Source organism: Stenotrophomonas thermophila, from assembly GCF_001499715.1.
Classification (GTDB): Bacteria; Pseudomonadota; Gammaproteobacteria; order Xanthomonadales; family Xanthomonadaceae; genus Stenotrophomonas; species Stenotrophomonas hibiscicola.
Window position 1 is genome coordinate 28,775 of record NZ_CVIW01000025.1, and the last position, 20,205, is coordinate 48,979.

General features: G+C 67.0%; 13 protein-coding genes. 7 read left to right on the forward strand and 6 right to left on the reverse strand.

Features of this window, described 5'->3' with window-relative positions; translation table 11 throughout:
- Positions 1-20: 20 nt before the first annotated feature.
- Positions 21-932 (reverse strand): L2 family extended-spectrum class A beta-lactamase, encoded by a 912-nt coding sequence (blaL2, locus tag BN1263_RS12660; RefSeq protein ID WP_058981558.1) that lies wholly within the window; start codon positions 930-932, stop codon positions 21-23.
- A gap of 175 nt (positions 933-1,107) precedes the next feature.
- Between blaL2 and ampR the strand changes: the two genes are divergently transcribed.
- Positions 1,108-1,974: a LysR family transcriptional regulator AmpR gene (ampR, locus tag BN1263_RS12665; RefSeq protein ID WP_058981560.1), complete on the forward strand. Its 867-nt coding sequence runs from the start codon at positions 1,108-1,110 to the stop codon at positions 1,972-1,974.
- 77 nt (positions 1,975-2,051) lie between these two features.
- Here the strand turns inward: ampR and BN1263_RS12670 are convergent, their stop codons facing one another.
- Positions 2,052-3,917: an ABC-F family ATP-binding cassette domain-containing protein gene (locus BN1263_RS12670; RefSeq protein WP_058981562.1), complete on the reverse strand. Its 1,866-nt coding sequence runs from the start codon at positions 3,915-3,917 to the stop codon at positions 2,052-2,054.
- A gap of 335 nt (positions 3,918-4,252) precedes the next feature.
- On the opposite strand from BN1263_RS12670, the gene BN1263_RS12675 reads away from it, so the two are divergent.
- Together BN1263_RS12675 and ybaL are read left to right on the forward strand one after the other, a co-directional pair.
- Positions 4,253-6,640, forward strand: coding sequence for a TonB-dependent receptor plug domain-containing protein (locus tag BN1263_RS12675; protein WP_058981564.1), 2,388 nt, complete (start codon positions 4,253-4,255; stop codon positions 6,638-6,640).
- Positions 6,641-6,849: 209 nt separating this feature from the next.
- Positions 6,850-8,547 (forward strand): YbaL family putative K(+) efflux transporter, encoded by a 1,698-nt coding sequence (gene ybaL / locus BN1263_RS12680; RefSeq protein WP_058981566.1) that lies wholly within the window; start codon positions 6,850-6,852, stop codon positions 8,545-8,547.
- Positions 8,548-8,949: 402 nt separating this feature from the next.
- Here ybaL and BN1263_RS12685 read toward each other — a convergent pair whose 3' ends face one another.
- Complete coding sequence (locus tag BN1263_RS12685) at positions 8,950-10,236, reverse strand: O-acetylhomoserine aminocarboxypropyltransferase/cysteine synthase family protein (RefSeq protein WP_058981568.1); 1,287 nt, start codon at positions 10,234-10,236, stop codon at positions 8,950-8,952.
- 182 nt (positions 10,237-10,418) lie between these two features.
- Here BN1263_RS12685 and BN1263_RS12690 point away from each other — a divergent pair, with 182 nt between their 5' ends.
- The 3 genes from BN1263_RS12690 (at position 10,419) to BN1263_RS12700 (ending at position 13,383) form a co-directional block, all read left to right on the forward strand.
- The gene (locus tag BN1263_RS12690; protein WP_058981569.1) at positions 10,419-11,156 is read left to right on the forward strand and encodes a winged helix-turn-helix domain-containing protein; all 738 of its coding nucleotides are present in this window, start codon (positions 10,419-10,421) and stop codon (positions 11,154-11,156) included.
- Complete coding sequence (locus tag BN1263_RS12695) at positions 11,153-12,442, forward strand: ATP-binding protein (RefSeq protein WP_058981571.1); 1,290 nt, start codon at positions 11,153-11,155, stop codon at positions 12,440-12,442. The genes BN1263_RS12690 and BN1263_RS12695 overlap by 4 nt, the downstream gene beginning before the upstream one ends.
- A gap of 140 nt (positions 12,443-12,582) precedes the next feature.
- Positions 12,583-13,383, forward strand: a complete 801-nt coding sequence (locus BN1263_RS12700) for a MipA/OmpV family protein (RefSeq protein WP_058981573.1) — start codon at positions 12,583-12,585, stop codon at positions 13,381-13,383.
- 72 nt (positions 13,384-13,455) lie between these two features.
- Here BN1263_RS12700 and clpB read toward each other — a convergent pair whose 3' ends face one another.
- Entirely contained in the window at positions 13,456-16,041 is a 2,586-nt protein-coding gene (gene clpB, locus BN1263_RS12705) for an ATP-dependent chaperone ClpB (RefSeq protein ID WP_058981575.1), read from the reverse strand.
- Positions 16,042-16,222: 181 nt separating this feature from the next.
- Positions 16,223-17,044: a DUF3014 domain-containing protein gene (locus BN1263_RS12710; protein ID WP_058981576.1), complete on the reverse strand. Its 822-nt coding sequence runs from the start codon at positions 17,042-17,044 to the stop codon at positions 16,223-16,225.
- A gap of 169 nt (positions 17,045-17,213) precedes the next feature.
- Between BN1263_RS12710 and BN1263_RS12715 the strand changes: the two genes are divergently transcribed.
- Positions 17,214-17,924, forward strand: coding sequence for a glutathione S-transferase (locus tag BN1263_RS12715; protein ID WP_058981578.1), 711 nt, complete (start codon positions 17,214-17,216; stop codon positions 17,922-17,924).
- 165 nt (positions 17,925-18,089) lie between these two features.
- On the opposite strand, the gene BN1263_RS12720 is transcribed toward BN1263_RS12715, so the two are convergent.
- Positions 18,090-19,700, reverse strand: coding sequence for a SulP family inorganic anion transporter (locus tag BN1263_RS12720; protein WP_058981581.1), 1,611 nt, complete (start codon positions 19,698-19,700; stop codon positions 18,090-18,092).
- Positions 19,701-20,205: the final 505 nt, after the last annotated feature.

Sequence of the window (20,205 nt, forward strand, 5' to 3'; positions counted from 1 at the left end):
TTTGAATGCCCCCGGTTACCTCATCCGATCAACCGGTCGGCAATCCGCCCCACCTGTGCCAGCACGCTGGCGCGTTGCTCGTAGCTGATCGCGCCCGCCTGCAGATAAGCCGTCAGCACCCACGGTGCGCCGCCTGCCAGTGGCCACAGCACGGCGATGTCGTTGCGCGCGTCTTCACCATTGCTGCCGGTCTTGTCGCCAACGCGCCAGCGCTTGCCGAGGCCCGCACGCAGGCAGGCGTCGCCGGTTTCGTTGTCGATCAGCCAGTCGGCCAGCTGCTGCCGCGAAGCCGGTTGCAGTACCTCGCCCAACACCACGCGCTGCAGGGTCGCGGCCATCGCCGCCGGCGTGGTGGTGTCGCGCGGGTCGCCCTTGGCAAAGCTGTTCAGCTCCGGCTCCAGGCGGTCACTGCGGCTCACCGTATCGCCACTGGCGCGCAGGAACGCGGTCACTGCGGGCGGGCCACCGACCACGCCGAACAGCAGGTTGGCGGCGGTGTTGTCGCTGGTGATGATCGTGGCACGGCACAGATCGCGCACCGTCATGTCCTTGCCGGCGTGGCGGCGGGTGACCGGTGCATGCGAGAGCAGATCGGCCTCGCCCACCGGCACGCGGGTGTCCAGCAATGCCGGCACGCGTTCGGCCTGGCTGAGCACGGTCGCGGCCAGCATGCTCTTGAAGGTGCTGCACATCGGGAAGCGCTCGTCTTGGCGATGGCCGAAACGGCGACCGCTGGCAGTGTCCAGCAGGGTCACGCCGAGGCGTCCGGCGCAGGCCTTTTCCAGCGCGGCGAAATCACTGGCGGCGGTGATGGCGGCATCGATGGGTGCGTTGGCGGTGGCCTTGCCCGCTGCACGTGCCAGCAGCGGCAAGGCAAGCGAGGAAGCCACGGCGGCACCACTGAACTGCAGGAATCGGCGACGGGCGAGCATGCGGGTTCTCCTGGGGGACTGCTCGATTATTGAAGCCTTGATCGGGGGCGACCAGCGCAAAAAATCAACAGGAGGCATGAAGTAAATTAATGCCTGACGCATTCAACCCCTTAATTTTCCGAAATCCATGGTTGAAGCGTTAGGATCAGCCATCACTCCAGCTCACGACTGCGCGATGTTGCACCCTACCCTGCCCCTGAACGCGCTGCGCGCCTTCGAGGCCGCCGCCCGCCACCAGAACTTCACCCGTGCCGCGCTGGAGCTGTGTGTCAGCCAGGCCGCGCTGAGCCACCAGATCCGCGGGCTTGAGGACCGGCTCGGCATCCGCCTGTTCCATCGCCTGCCGCGCGGCGTGGCGCTCACCGAAGAAGGCGCGGCGCTGTATCCGGTGCTAAACGAATCGTTTGAACGCATCTCGGCCAGCATCGCGCGCTATACCGGCGGGCCGGCCCGCGAAGTACTCACGCTGGGCGTAGTCGGCACCTTCGCCACCGGTTGGCTGCTGCCAAGGCTGGCCGCATTCGAGGCCGCGCACCCGGATATCGAGCTGCGCCTGCAGACCCACAACAACCGCATCGACCTGGCCGGCGAAGGCCTGGACCTGGCCATCCGGTTTGGTGATGGCGATTGGCAGGGCCAGGCCTGCACGGCGATCCTCGACGCGCCGTTCGCGCCGCTGTGCGCGCCGGCACTGGCGCGGCGCCTGAAACAGCCGCGCGACCTGGGCACGCTGCCGCTGCTGCGCTCCTACCGCAGCGACGAATGGCCGCGCTGGCTGCAGGCGGCAGGCGTCAGTGGCGTGGAAGCGCGCGGGCCGGTATTCGATTCCTCGTTGACGGTCGCGATGGCGGCCGCCGGTGGCGCCGGTGTGGCCTTGCTGCCGCTGCGCATGTTCGAGCAGGAGCTGGCCGAAGGCCGCCTGCTGCAGCCGTTCGGCACCACACTGGAGCTGGGACGCTACTGGCTGACGCGGCTGCGCTCGCGTGCAGAGCGCGAGCCGGCAAAGCGGTTCCGCGAGTGGCTGCAGGCACAGGGCGCGTAACAAAAAAAGGGGACGGAGGGGATTAAGTCGTTTGCGCCACAAACGACTTAATCCCCTCCGTCCCCTTTTTTGCGAGGTCAGGACTCGAGCAGTTCCATCCAGGCGGCTTCGGCCTTTTCCAGCTGTGCGGCGGCGGTTTCGCGATCGCGGCCAAGCACGGCCATGCGCGTGGCATCGGCGTAGTTGGCCGGATCGGCCAGCTGGCGGTCGAGCTCGGCCAGCGCGCTCTCCAGTTCGGCCACCTTGGCCTCGGCGGCCGCCAGCTTGTGCGGGTTCACCGGCTTCTTCTGCACCACCTGCGCCACCGGGGCGGTCTTGACCACCACCGGCTCTTCCACCTGTTCCATGCGCGCCTTGGTGCCCTGCGCCTGCGGGCGGGTACGCAGCCACGCGGCGTAGGCATCCAGGTCGCCATCGAACGGCTCGACCACGCCATCGGCCACGCGCCAGTAGGTATCGCAGACCAGGCCGATCAGATGGCGGTCGTGCGAGACCATCACGATCGCGCCTTCGAAGGTGGCCAATGCTTCGGCCAGCGCTTCGCGCATTTCCAGATCAAGGTGGTTGGTCGGTTCGTCCAGCAGCAGCACGTTCGGCTGCTGCCAGGCGATCAGCGCCAGCGCCAGGCGTGCGCGCTCGCCACCGGAGAAGCCGTCGACCGGCTCGAACGCGCGGTCACCCGGGAAGTTCCACTTGCCGAGGAAGTCGCGGAACGACTGGTTCGGTGCGTCCGGGGCGATCTCGCGGAAGTGCTCCATCGGCGACTGGCCTTCGTGCAGCGACTCCACCGTGTGCTGGGCGAAGTAGCCGATCTTCAGGTCCGGGTGCGCCATGCGCTCGCCGACGATCGGCGCCAGTTCACCCACCAGGGTCTTCACCAGGGTGGTCTTGCCCGCACCGTTCGGGCCGAGCAGTCCGATGCGCTGGCCCGCTTCCAGGCCGAAGCCGACGTTGTGCAGGATCACCGCGTCCTTGCCATAGCCGGCCTCGACGTGGTTCAGGCGGATCAGCGAGAACGGCAGCTTGGCCGGAGGCGCGAACTCGATCCGGAACTCGCGTTCGGCGCGCACCGCTTCGGTGCCGGCCAGCTTGGCCAGGCGCTTCATGCGGCTCTGCGCCTGCGCGGCCTTGCTGGCCTGCGCCTTGAAGCGGTCGATGAAGCTCTGCAGGTGGGCGCGCTCGGCCTGTTCCTTCTCGTGCGCGATCTGCTGCTGGCGCAGCTGTTCGGCGCGCTGGCGCTCGAAATCGGTGTAGCCGCCCGGGTAGAGCTTGGCGCCGCCGCCGTGCAGGTGCAGGGTGTGGGTGGCCACGTTGTCGAGGAACTCGCGGTCATGCGAGATCAACAGCAGGGTGCCGGGGTACTTCAGCAGCCACTGTTCCAGCCAGTACACCGCGTCCAGATCCAGGTGGTTGGTCGGTTCGTCCAGCAGCAGCAGGTCACTGGGCATCATCAGCGCGCGGGCCAGGTTCAGGCGTACGCGCCAGCCGCCGGAGAACGAGGAGACCGCGCGGTGGTGGGTCTCGGCCGGGAAACCAAGGCCGTGGAGCAGCTTGCCGGCGCGCGCTTCGGCGTCGTAGGCCCCCATCTCGGCCATCTTGGTGTGTGCGTTGGCCACCGCCTCCCAGTCTTCGCGGGCGGTCGCCTCGGCCTCTTCGGCCAGCACCGCGGCCACCTCGGTGTCGCCGCCCAGCACAAAGCTCAGCGCCGGGTCCGGCAGCGACGGGGTTTCCTGGGCCACGCTGGCGATACGGACCTTGCCGGGCAGGTCGACGTCACCCTTGTCGGCCTCCAGCTCGCCCTTCACCGCCGCGAACAGGCTGGACTTGCCAGCACCGTTGCGGCCGACCACACCTACCCGGTAACCGGCGTGCAGGGTCAGGTCGACATTGGACAACAGCAGCCGCTCGCCGCGGCGCAAGGCGAAATTACGAAGGGAGATCATCGGGGGAGGGGTCCATATAACCGGATGGAATGTGCTGGTGAGCACTGTTCCTGCGACGTAATTCTAGCGTTAACGAATACTTGACGCGCCCCGGGATGCGCAGTGGCCGACGTTCCTCTCTCCCACGTCCTCGCCGCGCGCGTCCCGGGTCTCCCCCCCGCCGGTGCCGGTCCTGGCTAAATGGTTGCTGCTGCAACGTTTTTTTCAATGACCGGCATTTGACAGGCACTGAATATCCCGTTAATTGCTGTATTGCGCACCGCAACAACCGCCGTCCGCCTCACCCCCGTGATGTCGATTCCGGTGCCGCCCCCGCCAACCGGAGCCCCATCCCGATGACCCGCAAGACCAGCCTGATCGCCGCCGCCGTCGCTGTCGCACTCGGTGGCTCTCCGTTCCTTGCCGCCGCCCAACAGGCCGGCACCGCCGCCAATACCCTGGACACGGTGATCGTCACCGGCACCCGCGTGGCCGACCGCACGGTCGCCGAATCGCAGTCGCCGATCGACATCATCACCCCTGAAGTGCTGCAGTCCACCGGCACCAGTGAGCTGGCCACCGCACTGTCGCGCGCCCTGCCCTCGCTGAACTTCCCGCGCCCGGCCTTGACCGACGGCACCAGTGGCGTGCGCCCGGCGCAGCTGCGCGGCCTGTCGCCAGACCAGGTGCTGGTGCTGGTCAACGGCAAGCGCCGCCACACCTCGGCGATGATCAACGTCAACGGCAGCATCGGCCGTGGCTCGTCGGCGGTGGACATCAATGCGATCCCGATTGCCGCCATCGAGCGCGTGGAAGTGCTGCGCGACGGTGCGTCGGCACAGTACGGCTCGGACGCCATCGCCGGCGTCATCAACATCGTGCTCAAGGGCAGCGGCCGTGGCGGCAGCCTGGCCGTGGACTACGGCCAGTACTCGGCCGGTGACGGCAACAAGTACCAGCTTTCCGGCGATACCGGCGTCGAGTTCGGCAACGGCCGCGGCCGGGTGCACGTGGCCGGCCAGATCAGCCAGCAGGACGAGAGCAACCGCGCCGGCCCGTACCGCGGCACCACGCCGAACACCGGCAACTTCCCGAGCATCGGCCAGAAGACCTTCATCGTCGGCGACCCGCGCGTGGATGCCACCGCCGCCTCGGCCAACGCCAGCTTCGACTTCAGCGACCACGTGACCGGCTACGCCAGCGCGCTGCTCAGCAACCGCGACATCACCTCGTTTGCGTTCTACCGCTCGCGCAACCACAGCGGGCAGAGCGCGCTGCTGGCGCAGACCTACCCGGACGGCTACGTGCCGGAGATCAACCAGTATTCCAAGGACCGCTCGCTGGTGGCCGGCGTCAAGGGCAACACCGACAGCGGCTGGACCTGGGACCTGAGCCTGAACCACGGCGAGAACACCCTCGACTTCCACACCCGCAACAGCATCAACTACAGCCTCGGTGCGACCAGCCCGCGCTCGTTCTACGACGGTACGCTGAAGTACCAGCAGGACATCTTCAATGCCGATCTGACCAAGTCGCTGGACTGGGGCCTGGCCTACCCGGTCACGCTGTCCTTTGGCGGTGAGTACCGCAAGGAGAAGTGGGACCAGAACCCGGGCGAACTGAACTCGTACACCGGCAGCGGCGCGCAGGGCTTCGCGGGCTTCACCCCGACCAATGAAGTGCATGCCGACCGCCACAACTACGCGGTCTATGCTGGCCTGGAAGCGGACCTGACCGAGAAGTTCTCGGCCGGCATCACCGGCCGCTACGAGGACTACTCGGACTTCGGCGACCGCTTCTCCGGCAAGCTGTCGGCGCGCTATGCGTTCACCGACAAGGTCGCGCTGCGTGCGACCGCCTCCAGCGGTTTCCGCGCGCCCTCGCTGGCGCAGCAGGGCTACCAGGCGGTCACCAGCCAGTTCCTCAATGGCGTGTTCGTCGAGCGTGGCACCTTCCCGACCACCAGCCCGGCCGCGCAGGCGCTGGGCGCCTCGCCGTTGAAGGCCGAAACCTCCACCTCCTACAGCCTGGGCCTGGTGCTGCAGCCGGTCGACCGCCTGTACATCACCGTCGATGCCTACCAGATCGACATTGATGACCGCATCGCGCTGTCGTCCAGCATCACCACCAACGCGGCCACCAGCGCGCTGCTGGGCACCCTGGGCCTGCCGCAGGTGACCGCGTTCTCCTACTTCACCAACGGCCTGGATACGCGCACCCGTGGCGTCGACTTCGTGTCCAGCTATACGGTGCCGTTCAGCGCCAGCAGCCTGGAGCTGACCGCTGCGTACAGCTACAACGACACCGAAGTGCGCCGTGTCGGCGGCCCCCCGCCGGTGTTCGGCACGCTGGGCCTGACCCAGTCGCTGATCGGTCGCGATGAAATTGGCCGCATCGAGGACAGCTACCCGCGCGACAAGGCGATCCTGAGCGGCACCTGGCGTTCGGACCACTGGGAGCTGGGCCTGGCCGCCACCCGCTACGGCAAATTCACCGTGCGCAACTCGGCCACCGCCCTGCGTGACCAGACCTACGGCGATGCCTGGGTGGTGGATGCCTCGGCCAGCTACAAGCCGAGCAGCAACTGGACCCTGACCGTGGGCGCCGACAACCTGCTGGACAAGTACCCGGACCGCACCGAAGACCTGCAGAACTCCACCTTCGGCATGCTGCCGTACAGCAACTACTCGCCGTTCGGCTTCAACGGCGCGTATGTGTACGGGCGGATCAAGTACACCTGGTAAGCGAGGCTCTGGTAGTGCCGGCCGCGGGCCGGCAACCCCGGGCCGCATCTGGAGGAGAGCCCCTTCTTGTTGAAGGGGCGCGCCGAAGGCGGGGGTAGAGGAGAAATGCGTGGGCAAACCCGCCGGCCACGGCACGTGGACGGCGGGTTTGCCGTATCTGGCTTCATCGGTGAAAATCGGGGCATCCCCCCGTTTGCCTGCGAGTGCCGATGCACCATGACACCGACCTGATCAACATCGTTGCCGTTGGCCTGGGGCTCGCCTTCATCTTCGGCGCGCTGGCCAACAAGCTCCGCTTGTCTCCCCTGGTCGGTTACCTGATTGCTGGCATCTGCGTAGGCCCGTTCACCCCCGGCTTCGTCGCCGACCAGGCGCTGGCCAACCAGCTGGCCGAACTGGGCGTGATGCTGCTGATGTTCGGCGTCGGCCTGCACTTCTCGCTGAAGGACCTGATGGCGGTCAAGGCGATCGCCATCCCCGGCGCCATCGGCCAGATCGCGGTGGCCACCCTGCTCGGCTGGGGTGTGGCCTCGCTGATGGGCTGGCCGGCCATCCACGGCGTCATCTTCGGTTTCTCGCTGGCCACCGCCAGTACCGTGGTGCTGCTGCGGGCGATGGAGGAACGCCGCCTGCTGGAGACGATGCGCGGCAAGATCGCGGTCGGCTGGCTGATCGTGGAAGACCTGGCCTGCGTGCTGGCACTGGTGATGATGCCGGTGATGGCCGGCGTGTTCGGCCCCGACGCGGCCAAGGAGTCGCACTCGCTCGGCAGCGTGCTGGCCGACATCGGCTGGACCTTCGTGCAGCTGGGCCTGTTCGTGGCGGTGATGCTGGTGGTCGGGCGCCGGGTCATCCCGTGGATCCTGGAGCGCATCGCCGGTACCGGTTCGCGTGAGCTGTTCACTCTGTCGGTGCTGGCGATCGCGCTGGGCGTGGCGTTCGGTTCGGCGATGTTGTTCGGTGTCTCGTTCGCGCTGGGCGCGTTCTTCGCCGGCATGCTGCTCAACGAATCGGAGCTGAGCCACAAGGCCGCGCATGATTCGTTGCCGCTGCGCGATGCGTTCGCGGTGCTGTTCTTTGTGTCGGTCGGCATGCTGTTTGACCCCAACATCCTCGTCCAGCATCCGTGGCAGGTGCTGGCCACCGTCGCCATCATCATGTTCGGCAAGTCGGCGGCGGCATTTTTCATCGTGCGTGCGTTCGGCCACCCGACCAGCACCGCGTTGACCATCTCGGCCAGCTTGGCACAGATCGGCGAGTTCGCCTTCATCATCGCCGGCCTCGGCGTGGCGCTGCAGATCCTGCCGAAGGAAGGCCAGTCGCTGGTGCTGGCCGGTGCGCTGGTGTCGATCATGCTCAACCCGCTGGTATTCGGGCTGCTGGACCGTTGGCAGGCCAAGCAGGAGCAGTCCCCGCAGGCACCCGAGCCGCCTGAAGCCATCGGCCCGTCACGGGACCTGCATGACCACGCCATCGTGATCGGCTATGGCCGGGTGGGCAGCGAACTGGCGCAGGTGCTGAGCGATCGTGGCGTGCCGGTGCTGGTGATCGATGACAACAAGGAACACGTGGAGGCGGCGCACGCCAAGGGCCTGGCGGCGATCCGCGGCAGTGCGGCGGCCGACCGGGTGCTGGCCGAGGCCCATCCTGAGCGGGCGAAGATTGCGGTGCTGGCGATTCCGCAGCCGCTGGAAGCCGGTGAGGCGCTGGCCAAGCTGCGTGCGATCAACCCGGGCCTGACCCTGCTGGCGCGCGCGCACAGCGATGCGGAAGTGAAGCATTTGCTGGAACACGGTGCCGATGGCACGGTGATGGCCGAACGTGAGCTGGCGTACTCGCTGGCGGAGATGATCATGTCCACACCGCCGTACCGGAATCTGGGGCAGCACAGCATTCCGGTGGTGTGAGGGGCGTGGGTGCGGCAGGGCTTGCAGCCCTGCCCCTGCCGAGGCAACAGCAAAGGCAAAGGCAAAAGCTGACTATCCGTGGGATGGCGGGGTGGGTCCGGTTGCAGGGGACGCCGTGAATCCGTCCATGGAGGCTCGGTCGCGCCATCCATGGCGCTCACGCCCCCGCAACCGGACCCACCCCGCCTTCGACAGTTCCCCGCTGCTGTTGGTGCATTGGGTCAGATCCGTTTTCCGCAGGAAAACGGATCTGACCCCGGAAACAAAAAAATCCCCGGTCGACCCGCATCGACCGGGGATCTGGATCGCCACGTTGCCACGCCTTGGAGAGGCAGTTCCACCGTAGCGCATCGCGGCGCGGGTGGTGATCGCCTGTGGCGATGACGACCAAGCGTGTGGCTATCAGGCGCTGGCCAGGGCCTGTTCCAGGTCGGCACGCAGGTCGCCGATATGTTCGATGCCGATCGACAGCCGCACGGTGTCCTCACCGACGCCGGCCTTGGCCAGTTCCGCCGCATCCAACTGGCGGTGGGTGGTCGAGGCGGGATGGGTGGCCAGTGACTTCGCATCGCCGAGGTTGACCAGGCGGGTGAACAATTTCAGCGCGTCAAGGAAACGTGCGCCTGCCTCGCGCCCGCCCGGCAGGCCGAAGGTCAGCACGCCCGAGCCGTGCCCACCCAGATAGCGCTGCGCGGCGGCGTGCTCGGGATCGTCGGCCAGTCCGGCGTAGCGCACCCACGCTACCTTGGCGTGCGCCTTCAGGTACTGCGCGACGGCCAGTGCATTGGCGTTGATGCGTTCCATGCGCAGGGCCAGGGTCTCGATGCCCTGCAGGATCAAGAACGCATTGAACGGCGACAACGCAGCGCCGGTATTGCGCAATGGCACCACCCGCGCTCGGCCGATGTAGGCCGCCGGCCCCAGCGCTTCGGTATAGACCACGCCGTGGTAACTGGGGTCGGGCTGGTTGAGCCGCGCGAAGCGTTGGGGCTGTGCGGTCCAGTCGAAGCGGCCCGAATCGATGATCGCGCCGCCGAGGCTGGTGCCGTGGCCGCCCAGGTACTTGGTCAGCGAATGCACCACGATGTCGGCGCCGTGCTCGAATGGGCGCAGCAGGAACGGCGTGGCCACGGTGTTGTCGACGATCAGGGGCACGCCAGCGGCATGCGCGACCTCCGCAATCGCAGCGATGTCGGTGACGTTGCCGCGCGGGTTGCCGATGGATTCGACGAACACCGCCTTGGTGCGCTCGTCGATCAGCGCGGCGAACGCAGAAGGATCAGCCGGATCAGCAAAGCGCGCTTGGATGCCGTACTGCGGCAGCGTGTGCGCCAGCAGGTTGAGGCTGCCGCCATACAGCGCGCTGGAGGCGACGATGTTGTCGCCGGCCTCTGCAATGGTCTGGAGGGCATAGGTGATCGCGGCCTGCCCCGAGGCCAGCGCCAGCGCACCGATGCCGCCTTCCAGCGCAGCCAGGCGCTGCTCCAGTACGTCGGTGGTGGGGTTCATGATGCGCGTATAGATATTGCCCGGTACCTTCAGGTCGAACAGATCGGCACCGTGCTGGGTGTCATCGAAGGCATACGCCACCGTCTGGTAGATCGGCACCGCCACCGCGCGGGTAGTCGGGTCGGGACGGTAGCCGCCGTGCACGGCCAGGGTTTCCAGTTGCCACTGCGGATCGCTCATTGCGCCAGGCTCCATCCGGGGAAACCGCCACCATAGGCCAGCCGTCGCCCGCCGCTGAAAGCTGCTGGCGATGACGCCCATACCGGGGGTTATCAGGTTGGCCGCGATTCAGGCAGCGGTCACGGGGCGTTGATAGGCTTCGCCGCCGGGCGCTCCTGCCCGGGCACGGAGGCCCCACGCGCATGCAGCCATCCCCCTGGACACCCACCGCCAACGGTACCCCGACCCAGGTCTTGTTGGTGGAGGACGACCGTCGCCTGGCAGAGCTGGTCAGCGACTATCTCCACGAACATGGTTTCGCCGTGCAGCATGTGGCGCGCGGTGACCTTGCCGGCGCGGCCTGCCGCCAGCATGCGCCCGAGCTGGTGGTACTGGACCTGATGCTGCCCGGCCTCGGCGGCATCGACGTGTGCCGGCAGATCCGCAGTTTCTCCGACGTGCCGATCCTGATGCTGACCGCCTGCGAAGACGACATCGAGCAGGTGCTGGGCCTGGAATCGGGCGCCGATGACTATGTGCACAAACCGATCGAGCCGCGCCTGCTGCTGGCCCGCCTGCGCGCCCTGCTGCGCCGCCGCCATGGCAGCAGCAACACCGGCACACCCAGCCGTCTGATGCATGGCGAACTGCTGATCGACCGCATGCAGCGCGAAGTGCACCTGCACGGTCAGCAGGTCGAGCTGGGCACCACGGAATTCGAGATCCTGTGGCTGCTGGCCAGCCAGCCGGGGCAGATCCTGTCGCGCGACCATATCCTGCAGGCGGTGCGCGGCATCGGCTTTGACGGCCTGGACCGCAGTGTCGATGTCAGCATCGGCAAGCTGCGCCGCAAGCTCGGCGATGATGCGCGCGAACCGCGGCGGATCAAGACCGTGTGGGGCCGTGGCTACCAGTTCAATCCGTCGGCCTGGACCGCATGAAGCGGCTGTTCCTGTGGTTGTGGTTTATCACGGGTGCCTGCTTCCTGGTGTCGGTGTTCTTCCTCAACCACATCCTGGACGGCATCTACACGCCCGTGCAGGATCGCGTCTTCGTCCAGCAGGTGCGTGGTCAGGTGTACGCCCTGCGCAGTGGCCTGGCCGGCCTGGATGCCGACCAGCAGCGTGAGCGCCTGCAGCAGTGGCAGCCACACTACGGCATCGCCCTGACCCTGCTCGACAAACCTCCCGCACTCGACGCGCAGGAAGAGGTGGCCGTGAAGGCCGATGGTTTCATCGTGCGCGATCAATACCAGCAGGTCCTGCTGCCCATCGAGGGCAGCGATGGCCGCTGGCTGCACCTGCGCCTGCCTGGCGCGGTGCAGATGACGACGTACATGACCATCGCCGCCTACCTCAGCATCCTGCTGCTGGTGGGCGCCAGCCTGTACGCGTGGGTGCGCCTGCTCTGGCGCGACCTGGAAGCGCTGCGCCTGCACGCCGACCGCATCGGCGCTGGCGATCTGCAGGCACGTGCGCAGGTCTCGCCACGCTCGCAGATCCGGGTCATCGTCGACCACTCCAACCGCATGGCGGCACGCGTGGCCGAACTGGTGCAGCGCCAGCGCGACCTGACCCATGCGATCTCGCACGAGCTGCGCACGCCGATCGCGCGCGTTGCCTTCGGCCTGGACCTGATGCAGGACAGCGATGACCGCGAACGCCGCGAACGGCTGGCACAGGGCCTGCACGGCGATCTGGCCGAGCTCAACCGGCTGGTCAGCGAACTGCTGGCCTATGAGCGCCTGGAGCATCCCAGCGAAGGCGAGCCGATGCAGCGCATCGAAGCCAACGACTGGCTGCAGGCCTGCCTGGCCGATGCACGCCGTGATGCCGAACGCGCCGGCGTGGTCCTGCGCGTGCAACCCAGTGCATTGCCACGGGTGGATGCCGAGCCGCGCCTGCTGCAGCTGGCACTCAGCAATCTGGTGGGCAATGCGCTGCGCCATGCGCGCTCGCAGGTGGAAGTCTCGCTGGTCGGTGTCAGCGGCCGCGCCTGCCTGCGCGTGGATGACGATGGCCCCGGCATCGCCGAAGCCGATCGGGAGAAGGTGATGCGCCCGTTCACCCGCCTGGATGACAGCCGCAGCCGCGATACCGGAGGCTTCGGCCTGGGCCTGGCCATCGTCAGCCGCATTGCCGTCCGCCACGGCGGCGAGCTTCGCATCAGCCGCGCCACGTTGGGCGGCGCGCGCCTGGAGATGCACTGGCCGCTGGCTGCCAGCTGAACGCCCTTGGGCGCAATTACAGTTGATTACAACTCCCGCACAACTGCGGACGGATCGGTCGCCGGCGTATCGCCACGCTAGCGACCCTGCAGCACTCGCCGGATGCGCGCGCTGCCTTCCTCCCATTGTCGAGAGTTTCCATGTCCCAGCTTCGCCGTTCCCCCGCCCTGCTCTGCCTGGCCCTGCTGCCGCTGTTCGCCGCACCGATCGCCCACGCCAGGGATGACCACTGGACCTTCGAGCTCGCTGCCGGCGGTGGCGTGGCGCCGCGCTACAGCGGCAGCGAGGAGTATCGTGCGACGCCGTCGTTGTCCTTTGATGTCACCTCGCCGGGTGGATGGTTTCTGGGCACCACTGGCATTGGCTGGGGCACCTCCATCGGCGAGCACACCCGCGTGCGCGCGTATGTCGGCGCCAGCGGCATCCGCAAGGAAAAGGACTCGCTGCTCGGCGGTTCCGACTTCCTGCGCGGCATGGGTGATATCGATACCCGTCCCCTGGTCGGCGTCTCGGCTGGTTATACGCTGGGCGAAGCCGTGCTGAGCGGCTCCTGGCAGTTCACCGGCAAGGACGAGGACAAGGCCGAGAACGGCCTGGCCACCCAGCAGATCCATCTGAACCTGAGCATGCCGCTGTTCGACCTGGCCGGCGGCGTGGTCAGCGGCAGCGTGTCCACCGACTACGGCAACCGCGGTTACATGCAGACCTGGTACGGCGTCAGCCCGGAACAGGCGGCGCGTACCGGCTTTGCCGAGCACAAGCCAAAGGCCGGCCTGGTCAGTGCCGGTGTCGGCCTGAAGTGGAGCCACCGCGTGGGCCGCAACGGCAACTGGTACATCTCGGCCGAAGGCACGCGCCTGCTCGGTGATGCCGCCGACAGCCCGATCGTGCAGAAGGCGAACCAGTTCGGCTTGATGAGCGGCTATACGCACCGCTTCTGAGTGAGCGCCGGGCATGGCCCGGCATACCTCGCAGGAAACGGGGCGCTGCGGCCAGGCGGCGCCCCGTGTGAATCACGCTTTGGCGAACACCAGGCGACCGCCGTCGTTGCCAACCTCGATGGTGTCGCCGTTGACAAAGGCGCCGGACAGGATCTGCTGCGCCAGCGGATTTTCCAGTTGCGACTGGATTGCACGCTTCAACGGGCGCGCGCCATAGACCGGATCGAAGCCGACGTTGCCGAGCAGATCGAACGCCGCATCGGAGACCGACAGCTTCAACCCGCGCTCGGCCAGGCGCTTCTCCAGCCCGCGCATCTGGATGCGCGCGATCTGCTTGATCTGCTGCTTGTCCAGCGGGTGGAACACCACGATGTCGTCCAGGCGGTTGATGAACTCCGGACGGAAGTGCGCCTGCACCACGCCCATCACCGCCGCCTTCATCTGCGTGTAGGCCTCCGGACTGTCGTCGGCGCTCATGTCCTGGATCTGGTGCGAGCCCAGGTTCGAGGTCATCACGATGACGGTGTTGCGGAAGTCCACGGTGCGGCCCTGGCCGTCGGTCAGGCGGCCATCGTCCAGCACCTGCAGCAGGATGTTGAACACATCCGGATGCGCCTTCTCCACTTCGTCCAGCAGGATCAGCGAGTACGGACGGCGACGCACGGCCTCGGTCAGGTAGCCACCTTCCTCGTAGCCGACATAGCCCGGAGGCGCGCCGATCAGGCGGGCGACGCTGTGCTTCTCCATGAACTCGCTCATGTCGATGCGGATCATCGCGTCGGCACTGTCGAACAGGAATTCGGCCAGCGACTTGCACAGCTCGGTCTTGCCGACGCCGGTCGGGCCGAGGAACAGGAACGAGCCGGCCGGACGGTTCGGATCGGACAGGCCTGCACGCGAGCGGCGCACGGCATCGGAGACGACCTTGATCGCTTCCTCCTGGCCGACCACGCGGTTGTGCAGCACCTCTTCCATGCGCAACAGCTTGTCGCGCTCGCCTTCGAGCATCTTGTTGACCGGGATGCCGGTCCAGCGCGATACGACTTCGGCAATCTCCTCGTCGGTCACGCGGTCCTGCACCAGCTTGAAGTCCTTGTGCTCGGCTTCCTGGGCCGCAGCCAGCTGCTTTTCCAGTTGTGGCAACAGGCCGTACTGGATCTCGCTCATCTTGGCGAAATCCTGGCGGCGCTGCGCGGCTTCCAGCTCCAGCTTGGCCTGCTCGACCTGTTCCTTGATCTTGGTTGCGCCCTGCAGCGCGGCCTTCTCCGACTTCCAGATTTCATTGAGATCGGAGAACTCGCGCTCCAGCGCATCGATGTCCTTCTCCAGATCGGCCAGGCGCTGCCGCGAGGCTTCGTCCTTCTCCTTTTTCAGCATCTCGCGCTGGATCTTCAGCTGGATCACCCGGCGTTCCAGGCGATCCAGCTCCTCCGGCTTGGAGTCGATCTCCATGCGCAGGCGTGAGGCGGCTTCGTCCATCAGGTCGATGGCCTTGTCCGGCAGCTGGCGGTCGGTGATGTAGCGGTTGGACAGCGTGGCTGCAGCCACGATGGCCGGGTCGGTGATTTCCACACCGTGGTGCACGGCGTACTTTTCCTTCAGGCCGCGCAGGATCGCGATGGTGTCCTCCACCGACGGCTCGCCCACGAACACCTTCTGGAAGCGGCGCTCCAGCGCAGCGTCCTTCTCGATGTATTTGCGGTACTCATCCAGCGTGGTCGCACCGATGCAGTGCAGCTCGCCGCGTGCCAGCGCCGGCTTCAGCATGTTGCCGGCATCCATCGCGCCATCAGCCTTGCCGGCGCCGACCATGGTGTGCAGCTCGTCGATGAACAGGATGATCTGGCCTTCGTTCTTGGCCAGGTCGTTGAGCACGCCCTTCAGGCGCTCCTCGAATTCACCGCGGAACTTGGCGCCGGCGATCAGCGCGCCCATGTCCAGCGACAGCACGCGCTTGCCGCGCAGGCCCTCGGGTACTTCGTCGTTGATGATGCGCTGGGCCAGCCCTTCCACGATCGCGGTCTTGCCCACGCCGGGTTCGCCGATCAGCACCGGGTTGTTCTTGGTCCGGCGCTGCAGCACCTGGATGGTGCGGCGGATTTCCTCGTCACGGCCGATCACCGGGTCGAGCTTGCCGCTCTCGGCCCGCGCGGTCAGGTCGATGGTGTACTTCTCCAGCGCCTGCCGCTGCTCCTCGGCATTCTCCGACTGCACGTTCTCGCCGCCACGCAGCTTGTCGATCGCCGCCTGCAGGCGCGTCTTGTCGGCACCAGCGGCGCGCAGCGCCATGCCCAGCGTGCCGCCATCGTCCAGCGCCGCCAGCACGAACCACTCGCTGGCAATGAAGGCGTCACCATGCTGCTGCGCCAGCTTGTCGGTCTGGTTCAGCAGGCGCCCCAGATCATTGCCCATCGAGACATTGCCGGCCTGGCCGGATACCTTGGGCAGTGCGTCCAGCGCCTCGGTCAGGCGCTCGCGCAGGACGGGCACGTTCACCCCGGCCTGGGCCAGCAGCGGGCGCGTGCTGCCACCCTGCTGGTCCAGCAGCGCGCTGAACAGGTGAACCGGTTCGATGATGCTGTTGTCGCGGCCCACGGCCAACGACTGTGCGTCTGCCAGCGCCTGCTGGAAACGCGAGGTGAGCTTGTCCATCCGCATTGCGAATCCTCATCGGTCTTCAGGGCCGGCCTGGGCCGGCAATGCTGGAAAGATGCGGTTGCCCCACCCGGTTTCAAGGGTGACTGCGACTGCACCCCGGGGCCAGTCAGCCTGCGGCCAGCATGCCGGAGCGCGTGTGGTCGGCGCGTTGATCCCGATCAGTTCCGCACGGTGGACGGGCTCAGCGGGTGATCGCGCTGCGGATCGCCCGCAGTTGCTGCTTGATCGCCCGCGCCTGTGCAGGATCCATGCGTAGCAGGGCCTTCTGCCCGATCGAGCGTGACTGCAGGGTGGGATCGACGAAGCGATAGCGGCCGCGCTCATCGCGCTGTACCGCAGGCGCCTGGTCCAGTTCCGGGGTGTCCAGCAGATGGTCGATCACCGCGACCAGGCGATCATTGAAATATCCGTCGGGCCGGCCCAGGTCGACGTAGGCCTGCTGGATCAACGGATAGAAGCGCTTGTACGCGGTAGCCATTGCCGCCGGATCCAGCGCAGTGAAAGCCTGCACATAGGGCGCATAACGTGCCGAGTTGCTTGCCGCGATGCGTTCCCCGCCCTCGCCAGGCTCGACCTGCAGGTTGCCCGGCAGCGGCCGTGCGGCCAGCGCCGTCGGCGGCACGCTTGGCTTGTCCAGGTTGTCGACCTGGGTGACCAGGCGCTGGATCAGGTGATCGCGCAGCAGCAGGGTCATCGGCCCCTCGCCCTGGAACAGTTGGCTCAGTGCGCCCCAGGCCGCGGCATCGCTGTCAGCCAGTTTCGGCAGCGCCGGGTCGGCGGCGGCCTCGGTATCCAGCGGGTGCCTGATCGACGGCGGTGCTGGCGCGGGTTCTACGGCTGCCTGCGGTTGTGGCGGTGCGCTGGTACTGGCGGGGGTTGATTGAACCGGCACCGAAACACCGTCGGCCAGGCGCTTCAGCTGATCGCGGAACAACCAACCGCCCGCGCAACCGATCACCACCACGCCCAACACCCTGGGCCATACCGCCTTTCCACTCTGCATGATGCAGCACCTCGTTTCACACGCATGGACAAGGTGGGACCCCACTGATTCCAGCGGGTTCCCCACCTGTTCCGCTGCCGTTCGGGTTCGGCCTGCACCAGAACCGCGCTCACGCCTGCTTTGCATGTCCCGCGCGACGCTGTGGGTCTTTTCATGTGGAGGCACTGCCATGCAGTACGCGCTGTATTACTGGACCGGCATCCAGGGCCGCGGCGAGTTCGTGCGCCTGGCGCTGGAGGATGCCGGCGCCAACTACATCGACATGGCGCGGGTGCACGGCGATGCGGTGATGCAGCCATTCCTGGATGGCAGCAGTGACGGGCCACAGCCCTTTGCACCGCCGTTCCTGAAGGCCGGCCGCCAGGTCATCGCGCAGGTCGCGGCGATCCTGGATTTCCTCGGCCCGACGCTGGACCTGGTGCCACAGGCGGCCTCGCGGCGGATGCAGGCGCTGCAACTGCAGCTGACCATCGCCGATCTGGTGGCCGAGGTGCACGACACCCACCATCCGATCGCCGCGTCGAAGTACTACGAAGAACAGAAGACCGAAGCCAAGGCGCGCGCTGCGTCCCTGCGCGGCGAGCGGCTGCCGAAGTTCCTGGGCTACTTCGAACAGGTGCTGGCCGCCAACGGTGGCCGCCACGCACTGCGCGAGCATTCGTATGTGGATCTGTCGCTGTTCCAGCTGTTGAGCGGGCTGGACTACATGTTTCCACGCCGCATGCAGGCACTTGCCCACACCGTGCCCCTGCTGCGTGCGCTGCAGGCGCGGGTGGCGAAGCGGCCGAACATCGCCGCCTATCTGGCCTCGGAGCGGCGGTTGCCGTTCAACACCAACGGCATCTTCCGCCACTACCCGGAACTGGACGCCGAACGGTAGTGCCAGCCGCTGGCCGGCAGAGCGCGCTGTGATCATTCGCCGCCTGCAACACGCCCCTGTAGGGCCGAGCCATGCTCGGCTCAGAGCAGCCGAGCGCAGGCTCGGCTCTACAGAGCACCAGAAGTGGAAGGAGCGGTAGCGCCGGGCCATGCCCGGCGTCACCGGTCAATGATCGGTGCGATCGCCCAGCGGCTTCACCGGCTGTTTCTGCAGTGACAACAATCCCAGCAGCACCGCCAGCGCCACGTAGGCGCCCGCGAACTGCCAGCTGATGATGCGCGCCAATCCTTCCAGCTCCCACGGCAGATAGATGCCACCGCGCGGATCCACCGAGTGGATCAGCCCGAACAGCGTCAGCAACGCCGCCACCAGCAGGAACCCGCAGGCCCGGCGCAGGCGGCCATCGACCATCGCCGCCACGGCCGAGATCCACAGCATCGAGGTGATGATGAAGCCATTGCCCAGGGTGAAGATCACCGCCAGCTCCGGCAGGCCGTGGCCGTCGAGCTTCGTCAGCAGTTGCGGCAGCTGATCCGGTGCGATCCAGCCGGGTGCCTTGATCGCCAGCAGGTAGGCCACAGACGGCAGGAAACCGAACACCATCGCGCCGGTATGGTGGCGCGGCGTGGCCTGGAACGCCTGGGTGGTGATGTCGATGGCCACGTACACGATGATCGGTGCCAGCACCGCCAGCGGCAGCCACTGCACCAGCCCGGAGATGATGCCGAGCATGCCGCCGATGCCGACGAACAGGCCGGTCAGCAGCGTATAGCCGCTGCGCGCGCCCATGTGCTTGTAGGCGGGCTGGCCGATGTACGGCGTGGTCTGCGCGACGCCGCCACACACACCGGCCACCAGCGTGGCCACCGCTTCCACCAGCAGGATGTCGCGGGTGCGGTAGTCATCGCCGGCCGCACGCGCGCTTTCGGATACGTTGATGCCACCGACCACCATCAGCAGGCCGAACGGCAGCAGCAGCGGCAGGTAGGTCATCGCGGTGGGCAGGCCGTCGAGGAAGCCCAGCGTCGGCAGCGGCAGCACCACCTGCGGCGGCACCCACGCCGGCACATGAAAGCCCGGCGCACCCAGCCCGGCCAGACCGAGGCCGTAATACAGCACGGTACCGAACACGAAGGCCAGCAGCACGCCCGGGCCACGCACCGGCAACTTGCCCTTGGCGATCAGCACATACAGCAGCAGGCCCAGCGTGGTGAAGCCGACCAGCGGCGAGCGCAGCGTTTCCAGCAGCGGCAGCAGGCCCATCAGCACCAGCGCGATGCCGGCGATGGAACCCAGCAGCGCGGCACGCGGCAGGGCGCGGGTGACCGCTTCACCGAAGAACGACAGCACGAACTTGAGCACGCCCATGATGACCAGCGCCGCCATGCCCAGCTGCCAGGTGGCGATGCCCGCCGCGTGCGGGTCCATGCCCTGCTGCTTGAAAGCGATGAAGGCCGGGCCGAGCACCAGCAGCGCCATGCCGATGCTGGTCGGTGCATCCAGACCGAGCGGCATGGCGGTGACGTCGTCGCGGCCGGTACGCGCGGCCAGCCGGCGTGCCATCAGGGTGTACAGCAGGTTGCCGACCAGCACGCCGAAGGCGGTGCCGGGGAACATGCGGCCAAACACCACGTCGGCGGGGAACTGGAAGATCCCGACCAGGGCCATGGCGATGAAGCCGAGGATGGAGAGGTTGTCGACGACCAGGCCGAAGAAGCCGTTGAAGTCACCGGCGACGAACCAGCGACGCGGTGCGGCGGAAGCGGGAGCGGACATGGAAGGGGCGGTGGGGGTGGGGACCGCCGATGGTAGGCCCAGCGGGGCCGGCGCGCCAATTCCGTCGTGGAATGATGGGTTCCAGCCAACGGCGGGGCCCCTCGTGGCTGGGCGCGGGTAGAGTCGACTGTTAGTCGACTGGCATTGCCAGTTGGGCCGGTCGGGTAGGCTACGCAGGGGGCGCTGCAAGTACGTCCCTGTAAGCTCGATCGCCGCATCCTTGCGGCTCACGCCCCTGCGCAGCCTACCCGACCGGCCCCTGACAATTTCCTGCGCGTACCAGCCACGGAAGAGAATCAAAAGATCAAAAATAAAGGCAGGCTCTCGTTGTAGCGCCGAGCGCATGCTCGGCTGCTGTACGCCAAGCCTCTGAGCCGAGCATGGCTCGGCTCTACAAGAACGATTCGACCATTTCCACGCAATCCACGCATGGCGTGGATCTACCGGCAGATCGCGATGATCTGTCTAAGGCGGGGTGGGTCCGGTTGCGGGGGCGTGAGCCCAT